General features: G+C 67.1%; 7 protein-coding genes and 1 pseudogene. 3 read left to right on the plus strand and 5 right to left on the minus strand.

What is annotated here, in order from left to right; all coding sequences use genetic code 11:
- A pseudogene (locus tag ABTZ89_RS31655) lies at positions 1 to 675 on the plus strand (NAD(P)/FAD-dependent oxidoreductase); the annotation flags it as partial.
- A gap of 133 nt (positions 676 to 808) precedes the next feature.
- Here the strand turns inward: ABTZ89_RS31655 and ABTZ89_RS31660 are convergent.
- From ABTZ89_RS31660 to ABTZ89_RS31680, 5 genes are all read right to left on the minus strand, one after another.
- A complete protein-coding gene (locus ABTZ89_RS31660) occupies positions 809 to 985 on the minus strand; it encodes a DUF397 domain-containing protein (protein ID WP_351051618.1) in 177 nt (58 codons plus the stop codon).
- Positions 982 to 1830: a helix-turn-helix domain-containing protein gene (locus tag ABTZ89_RS31665; protein ID WP_351051621.1), complete on the minus strand. Its 849-nt coding sequence runs from the start codon at positions 1828 to 1830 to the stop codon at positions 982 to 984. The genes ABTZ89_RS31660 and ABTZ89_RS31665 overlap by 4 nt, the downstream gene beginning before the upstream one ends.
- A gap of 796 nt (positions 1831 to 2626) precedes the next feature.
- Positions 2627 to 4288 carry an ABC-F family ATP-binding cassette domain-containing protein gene (locus ABTZ89_RS31670; protein ID WP_351051636.1) on the minus strand — a complete coding sequence of 554 codons (1662 nt, stop codon included), beginning with the start codon at positions 4286 to 4288 and terminating at the stop codon, positions 2627 to 2629.
- A 222-nt stretch (positions 4289 to 4510) separates the two neighbouring features.
- On the minus strand, positions 4511 to 4885 hold the full coding sequence (locus ABTZ89_RS31675; RefSeq protein WP_502949628.1) for a DUF3592 domain-containing protein: 375 nt from the start codon (positions 4883 to 4885) through the stop codon (positions 4511 to 4513).
- A gap of 193 nt (positions 4886 to 5078) precedes the next feature.
- Entirely contained in the window at positions 5079 to 6047 is a 969-nt protein-coding gene (locus ABTZ89_RS31680; RefSeq protein ID WP_351051627.1) for a M28 family metallopeptidase, read from the minus strand.
- A 232-nt stretch (positions 6048 to 6279) separates the two neighbouring features.
- On the opposite strand from ABTZ89_RS31680, the gene ABTZ89_RS31685 reads away from it, so the two are divergent.
- Positions 6280 to 7275, plus strand: coding sequence for a metallophosphoesterase family protein (locus tag ABTZ89_RS31685; RefSeq protein ID WP_351051630.1), 996 nt, complete (start codon positions 6280 to 6282; stop codon positions 7273 to 7275).
- A gap of 166 nt (positions 7276 to 7441) precedes the next feature.
- The coding region (locus ABTZ89_RS31690) for a Na+ dependent nucleoside transporter N-terminal domain-containing protein (protein ID WP_351051633.1) at positions 7442 to 8216 on the plus strand (775 nt) is incomplete at its 3' end.

Here is an 8216-nt window from a genome sequence, read left to right on the forward strand (position 1 = left end):
ACCTACCGCACCGCACCGATGGACTTCAAGTGGCCGGAAGGCATCGAAGAGGTCCCGCAGCTGGTCGGGATGGACGGCGACGTCGCCCGTTTCAAGGACGGCACCACCCGCCAGATCGACGCGATCGTGCTGTGCACCGGGTACAAGCACCACTTCCCGTTCCTGGCGGACGAACTGCGCCTGCGCACCAAGAACGTGCTCTACCCGGCGAACCTGTACAAGGGCGTGTTCTGGCTGGACAACCCGAAGTTGATGTACCTGGGCATGCAGGACCAGTTCTACACGATGACCCTGTTCGACGCCGAGGCCTGGTACGCCCGCGACTACGTGCTCGGCCGGGTGTCCCTGCCGTCCCGCGAGGAGATGGCGGCCGACATCGAGTCGTGGGTCCAGCGCGAGTCGACGCTCACCGACGACGCGGGAATGATCGACTTCCAGGCCGATCACGTGGCGGAGCTCCTGGCCGAGGTGGACTACCCGAAGTTCGACCTCGACCTGACCCGCAAGCTCTTCCGCGACTGGGAGCACGACAAGCAGGAATCCATCACCGGCTACCGCGACCGCGGCTTCCCCTCCCCCTGCACGGGAACCGAAGCCCCGACCCACCACACCCCGTGGTGGGAAGCCATGGACGACTCCCTGGAGACGTTCCTCAACGCTCCCAAGCAGAGCTGACGCTGATCTGAACCGAGTGAAGGGCACCTTCGACCGAGTAAGTCGGTCAAAGGTGCCCTTCACTCACCACCTGAACGGGGTCGTGAGTGTGAAACAGTGCTCCAACACGGTTTCACACTCACGACCCACGCACTCACCGCTCGAACCGCCCAGCCTTCACAGCCCGCAAAAACCCCGTGATGTCAACGGAAAGCACTGGGCCTTCGGGATCCTTCGAGTCCCGGATCAGTCCGCGAGGGCTGGATAACTCCACGCAGTGCGTCTCCTGACCGCTGTAGCTGCTCTTGCACCATTGCACAGGACTGTTCATATCTCCTCCAACTGTCCGATCACACCGAGGATGAACTCAGACGACTCTTCTGGGCTGATCGCGGCGCGGCGGATCGATGCCGACGCACGCCGATAGGTCACCACGTCGTCGTCCTCGTACAGGAACACCGACGACTTGTGGTTCTCGATGGCGACGATCGCAGGTGACTCCGCGAACCCGTAGATCACGAACGGCCCCATCAGCCCTGGATGCCAGCCGCCACCAGTCGGCACGACCTGGATCGTCGTCCCCTTCTTCCCGTTGAGCGCGACCAGCCGGTGGAGTTGCTCGACGAGCACACCTTTCCCACCAATGCACTGACGGAGTGCGGGCTCGCCGATCAGCACCGTGTGATCGACCGGACGATCGTCTCGTTGAGTGAGCTGGACCTGACGCTCGAGCCGGATCGCGACGCGCTTTTCTACTTCTTGTGGTGCAAGCGCGTCATCGTCACCGATGATCGCCCGCGCGTACTCCGGAGACTGCAGGAGACCGGAGATGACGAGTGGGCACCAGTCGACGATCTCGACAGCAGTTCTCTCGCATTCGACGATCCCCGCCAGCTGCTCCGAAACGCCTCCGGCAAGCCAGTTTGATTCGCGTGCATTGCGCGCCAGGTCGAGGACCTGCCGTCGTCGCTTGCCCGTCACACCGAGCACGGCCAGGAATGCCGACACGTCGTCGGTGGTCGGTACACGCTTGCCCGTCTGCCACTGCGAGATGGTGCTGTGGGACTTGTCGAGCAGACGCCCAGCCTGCCTCGCGGTAAGTCCAGAATCATCCAGCGCGCTCCGCAATGCGGCAGCGAGCGCGCGAGTACGCGGCGTACCTGCGGTGTCACCCACGTTCCACAGCTTACGGCCATCTTGAGTCATCTTGGACACCACCCAAAAGGTTGAGGGCAACGGGCTTGCGGTCTCAGCCCGTGACCAGGAATTAATGAACTCAAGTGGTTCGTGACCGGTTCCCAGCGATCACAAACCAAGGTACCTCGAAAATCCTGGAGGCGTGGATGTTCGGTGTTGAGGTTTGGCCGCGGTGGTTGCCTTCGCCTGGGTTGCGGGGTCTGGAGACGCACTTCGTTGCTCGGCCGGGTGGGGACGGGGCTTGCGGGGCCGTTGTCATGTGGGCCGCCGTTGGGCATCCCACCACCACTCGGCCGCACTGCTGGATCTGCGAGCAGATCGCCTCGACGCGGGCCACTGCCCCTGCTCGGCCTCGCAGCACTCGGCGTGGGCCTGGCCAGCTGCGCGAACAGGAATGCGTCAAGCGGGCGCGTCGTTGAGAGTCTACTTCGGACGGATGGAGGTTTCCCGTGTTCTGGCTTCAGCTCGGCACTCTCGTTGCGATCAACCTCGTCATCTGGGGCATGTTGCTCTTACCGTCGTCGCATCGGCAGCACGGGGATGCTGGCGAGGGTTCTTACGACGTGTGGCGGTTGATCGGCGACGTCGAGGCCGAGCGGGCTGCCGAGTACGCGGGACGACATCGGCTTCGCGAGTGGTCCGGCGCGAGCTCGGTTTCCGCTGAACCTGTGGTGTGGCCTCCGCCGAACACCCATTGACCGGACCGGCGCGTCGATCCCTCCCCGACACGCGCCGGTCCTCCCGGTAGCCGGGCACTGCCCCCGACCCCGCCCGGCTACCGGGGCCCCTCCTGCCAGACCGGTTCCGGCGACTCGCGGACCTGGCCTTCGGCGTGGAAGACCAGGAAGCGGTCGAAGGAGCGGGCGAACCAGCGGTCGTGGGTCACCGCGATCACCGTTCCGTCGAACTCGTCCAGGCCCGCCTGCAACGCGTCCGCCGAGACCAGGTCGAGGTTGTCCGTGGGTTCGTCCAGGAGCAGGAGGTTCGCGCCTTCCAGTTCCAGCAGCAGGATCTGGAACCTGGCCTGCTGACCACCGGAGAGCGTGTCGAACGGGCGCTGCGCTCCCTGCACGATGTCGTAGCGGGCGAGCAGGCGGCTGGCTTCCTCGCGGGTCATGCCCGCACGCCGCTCTCCCCCGCCCATCAGCAGTTCCAGCAACGTTCGGCCGGTGAACTCCGGGTGCTCGTGGGTCTGCGCGAACATGCCCGGCACCACGCGCGCGCCCAGGCGCGCGAGACCGGTGTGCGCCACCGGTGTCAGCGCTTCCTGGTCCGGTACGGGCACATCATCGCTGCCGCCCCGGGCCAGCAGCCGCAGGAAGTGCGACTTGCCGGAGCCGTTGGCGCCTAGCACTGCGATTCGCTCGCCGTAGCGGATCTCGGTGGTGAACGACTTGGTCAGCCCGTCCAGCGCCAGGTCCTCGCAGACCACCGCGCGTTTCCCAGTGCGCCCGCCGGCCAGCTTCACCTTCACGTTCTGCTTGCGCGGCAACGCCTCCGGCGGGCCGGCTTCGTCGAACTTGCGCAGCCTGGTCTGCGCCGCCTGATAGCGGGCGGCCATGGAGTCGTTGTACGACGCCTTCTGCTTGAGCATCTGGACCAGCCGGACCAGCTTCGCCCGGTCCTCGTCCCAGCGGCGGCGGAGCTCGTCCAACCTGGAGTTCCGGTCCTCGCGGGCCTGGTCGTAGGTGGCGAAACCGCCGCCGTGCACCCAAGTCCGGTTGCCCACCGCGCCCAGCTCGACCGTCACGATCCGGTTCGCGGTGCGGTTGAGCAGTTCCCGGTCGTGGGTCACGAACAGCACGCTCTTCGGGGTTTCCCGGATCTGCTCCTCGAGCCACTGCTTGCCCGGCACGTCGAGGTAGTTGTCCGGCTCGTCGAGCAGCAGCACCTGGTCCGGGCCGCGCAGCAGCGCTTCCAGCGCGAGCCGCTTCTGCTGACCACCGGACAGCTTCCGCAGCTCACGGAATCGGGCGCGGTCGTAAGGGATTCCGATAGCGGCGGTGCAGCAGACGTCCCAGAGCACCTCCGCGTCGTAGCCGCCCGCGTCGGTGTACTCCGCGATCGCCTCGGCATAGGCGATCTGAGCAGCATCGTCGTCCTGCTCGATGAGCCGGTTCTCGGTCCGCTCCAGCTTCTCCGCCGCGGCGCGGAGCCGCGGCGCAGACAGCGAGACCAGCAGGTCGTGCACCGTCGAATCATCGCGGGCGTGACCGATGAACTGGCGCATCACGCCGAGACCACCGGATCGGGCGATGCTGCCCTCGGTCGGCGTCAGGTCGCCCGAGACCAGCCGCAGCAACGTCGTCTTGCCCGAGCCGTTCGGACCGACCAAAGCGGTCTTCGCCCCGTCTCCCACGCGGAACGACACGTCGTCCAGCAGCACCCGGCCATCGGGCAAGACGTAGTTCACCTTCTGCAGGTCGACGTGCCCCATGGCGGCTGACGAGCTCATGCCGCGGAAGCTATCGCGCCCGAGATGTCCGTGGCGAACGATTTTTCCGGACGCCGCACCGGAGGCGCCGAGCTCCGGTCACCAAGGGTCGCCGTCGCGGTGATCGCAGGTGATCTGCCCGGCGAGACAGCACCTCGCTGCTCGCCGGGGCCCGCAAGATCACCTCTGTACGTCCACGGATTCCCGTGCAAGTCCGGATCGAGCTCAGAACTTCCCGGGGTGCATGATCACCCAGACGATGAGCCCCAACCCGACCACGACGGCAACGAGGGGTAGCCAGTTCGCCCGGCCCGACGCGGTGTCGATCACGACCTCTTCCGGCTTGGCCGGGTCGTAGAGCACCTGAACCTGGGCTCCCTTCTCGGGGCTGGAGCTACCGCCGACCCTCGTCTTCGCCCGGACGAGCCGCCCCTCGGCGGTCCAGAACTCCACCACCGGGTAGCAGATCCTCCTATTGCGATGGGAACCCGTGCTGTGCCGCCAGTGCAGGTCCACCACGGTCCCGGGCACGCGCTCACCCGTCCGGTTCAGCCGCCAGCCCTGGTAAGCCGCCCATCCACCGGCCAGGACGAAGACCAAACCGCCCAAAATTACCCACAAAACGCTTCTCTCCCATTTCAGGCGGATTCCGAGACCGGCTGCGCGTTCGAAGCGTAATGCGCCTGCCCGTCCCGCGACAGCATTCCGGGCCGGTTCAAGAAACGCGAAAGAGGGCGGGCGGCTTCCGGGGTTCGAAAGCCGCCCGCCCTCGTTCACACCAGCCGTTTGCGCGTTACGGCTGGGGGAACTGCTCCGCGTAGGTGGTCACCGCGGCGTTGATGGCCTGGAGGTTGCGGTCCAGGGCCTGGGTGTCGACGTTGTCGATGGTGTCGCAGGCCTGGTGGTAGCACGGGTCGAACGCCTCGCCCGCCTGGCCGCCCCACTTCTGGGCCTGCTCTTCGCTCTTGGTCTCCTCGGCGCCGGTGAAGGTGCCACCCGCCGGGATGCCCACCTCGATGAACGGGCCGTAGTCGGAGCGGCCGTCGAAGTCGGTGCCCTCGGTCTCCACCCCGGCCGCGGCCAGCGAGTCGTTGAGCAGCTTCTCGATCTGCGCCGAACCTTCCGGCCCCGGCCCGGCACCCTCGCCGTCGGAGTCGTCGCCGTCGTAGGTGAAGTAGCCGGCGTTGGGCGAACCGACCATGTCGAAGTTCAGGTACGCGGCGATCTGGTCCCGCTCGGCCTGCGGCAGCGACTGCACGTAGTGCGTGGAGCCGACCAGGCCCTCCTCCTCGGCGCCCCAGAAGGCGAAGCGCAGCTTGTTCTTCGGGGTCGCGCCGCTGCCCGCGTAGTCCAGCGCGGCCTGCAGGATCGCCGCCGAGCCGGTGCCGTTGTCGTTGATCCCCGCGCCGCGGCTGACGCTGTCCAGGTGCGCGCCGAACACGACCACGTTGTTGGCGTCGCCACCGGGCGTTTCGGCCAGCAGGTTGTAGGTGGTGCCGCCCATGGCGTCGAACTCCTGGACCGAGGTGGTGAACCCGGCCCTGTCCAGCTGCGCCTTGATGTAGTCCAGCGAAGCCTTGTAGCCGGGTTGGCCCGCCGCCCGGTTCCCGCCGTTGGCCTCCGCGATCTTCTGCAGCTCCTGCAGGTGGTCCTGCACCGCCGCGACCCCGGTCAGCGGTGCGGCCGGTGCGGTGGCCGGCAGCGCGAGGGCCGACACCGCGGCCAGCGCGGTGGCGGTCGCCAGTACTGGTCGTTTCGGCATGCCACTTCCCTTCGTCCTGGCCAAGCCGGAGCGGAACGTATCCACCCCCGCCCGGGCGGCGGCTGGTTTGACGGGAAGTCGCCGGAGCACGTGTTTTTACCGGATTCACCGGTGCCATTCGGATGTTCGGCAGGAATCCACCGAGTGGACGCGGAGAGTCCACCGATCGGGCGCCGCGGCGGCCTACCTTCCGACCAGCCCCAGCACTAGCAAGACGAGGAGTCAACCCCAGATGGACCGTCGCGCGGGTGGTTCGCTCGCCGCCACCGCCGCGCTGAGCACCTCGGCGCAGGCCGCGCCGCCACCGACCTCCGCTGACAAGGTCCGGTTCAACGTGATCAGCGACATCCAGGGCGACCTCGCCGACTTCGGCCGCGCGCTGGACGACCTGGCCACCATCAACCCGAACAGCGCCGGGCTCGGCATCGCCGGGGACATCACGCCGCGCGGTTACGACTTCGAGTACGCCGCCGTCCAGTCCACTTTGGACCAGCACCCGCATCCGCAGAACGTGGCGTGGGCGATCGGCAACCACGAGTTCTACGTGCCGAAGTGGCGCGACCCGAACACCCTGGCGCAGGAGACCTGGCCCAACGGCACCACCGAGGACTCGCTGTTCCGCAGCTTCTACCGCTTCGCCGCGCGCAACACCGTCTACTCCGAGACCTCGTTCGGCGGGATCCCGGTGCTGTGCTTGGGAACCGAGCGCTACTCGCACTACCACGACCAGAGCCTCTGGGACGAGGTGTGGATCAGCGACCAGCAGTTCAACTGGCTCGCCGACCGCCTCGAGTTCTGGGCCCGCTGGCGCAAGCCGGTCATGGTGCTGACCCACCACCCGCTGCCGAACACCGTCTCCGGCACGCACAACAAGCTGTACCGCAACGACTACCTGCAGGCCGACCAGCTGCTGCAGCTGCTCGGCCGCTACCCCGACGTGTTCCTGTTCTCCGGGCACACGCACTGGAACCTGGACCTGTCCGACTGGGTCGTCCGCCGCGTGGTGCGGGAAACCGGCAACCTGGAGGGCTTCAACGTGATCAACACCGGGGCCATCCAGGTCGGCTGGGAGGACGACGGCAAGGGCGGCGAGGTCTCCCTCGGCGGGGCGTTCAACCAGGGCCTGCAGATCGAGGTCGACGCGCGCACCGTGGTGATCAAGGCCCGCGACTTCACCACCGGGACCTGGCTGAAGCAGGCCACCGTCCCGCTGCACAACCCGATGTAACCGATCCGTCGCGCCGGGTGCGGTTCCACCAGACGCCGCACCCGGGCGCCGCGAGATGCCCATCACAAATGCCGGTCCCCTGTGCAGAACCTCTGACCTGCATGCGAGCATCGCCCGGGTTTCCACGTCCACGTCGCATTCGCGGCGTTCACCGGAAAGAAGGCTGATGCAGGTGCAGGTCTTGTGGGGTCTCGGCGGCATGCTCGTGGTGCTGCTGCTGGCGTTCGCGCTGTCGACGAACCGGCGCGCGATCAATCCCCGCACCGTGGTGGGTGCGCTGGCGATCCAGATCTTGTTCGCGGTGGTCGTGCTGCGCTGGGACCTGGGCAAGCAGGCGCTGTCCGCGGTGAGCAACGCGGTGCAGAAGGTGCTCGACTCCTCCAAGGAGGGCATCGAGTTCATGGTCGGGCCGATCCTGCCCACCGAGGGCACCGTGGTGGCCTTCCAGGTGCTGCCGATCATCATCTTCATCTCGGCGCTGACCGCGGTGCTCTACCACTGGAACATCCTGCAGTGGGTGGTCCGCATCCTCGGTGGCGGGCTGAGCAAGGTGCTGGGCACCTCGCGCCCGGAGTCGCTGAACGCGACCGCGAACATCTTCCTCGGCATGACCGAGGCGCCGCTGATGGTCCGCCCCTACCTGCCGAAGATGACCCGCTCGGAGTTCTTCGCCGTGATGGGCGGCGGGCTCGCCACCGTGGCCGGCACCGTGATGGTCGGCTACGCGATGCTGGGCGCCAGCCTGGACCACCTGATCGCGGCCAGCTTCATGGCGGCACCGGCCGGTCTGCTGATGTCCAAGATCATCGTCCCGGAGACCGAGAAGCAGGCGACCGCCGAGGTCACCGGCGGCTCGGCCGCGAAGTCCACCGAGGACTCGAAGGACTCTGCGACCGATGAAGCCGATGGCGCTGAGACCCAGGCGGTGGCGACCCGCACCG

Origin of the sequence: Saccharopolyspora sp. NPDC002686, assembly GCF_040295745.1 — a bacterium.
Classification (GTDB): Bacteria; Actinomycetota; Actinomycetes; order Mycobacteriales; family Pseudonocardiaceae; genus Saccharopolyspora; species Saccharopolyspora oryzae.

Coding starts and splice junctions, on each gene's coding strand:
- ABTZ89_RS31660 (WP_351051618.1), bottom strand. CDS start 985: ATGAACAGTCCTGTGCAATGGTGCAAGAGCAGCTACAGCGGTCAGGAG.
- ABTZ89_RS31670 (WP_351051636.1), bottom strand. CDS start 4,288: ATGGGGCACGTCGACCTGCAGAAGGTGAACTACGTCTTGCCCGATGGC.
- ABTZ89_RS31680 (WP_351051627.1), bottom strand. CDS start 6,047: ATGCCGAAACGACCAGTACTGGCGACCGCCACCGCGCTGGCCGCGGTG.
- ABTZ89_RS31685 (WP_351051630.1), top strand. CDS start 6,280: ATGGACCGTCGCGCGGGTGGTTCGCTCGCCGCCACCGCCGCGCTGAGC.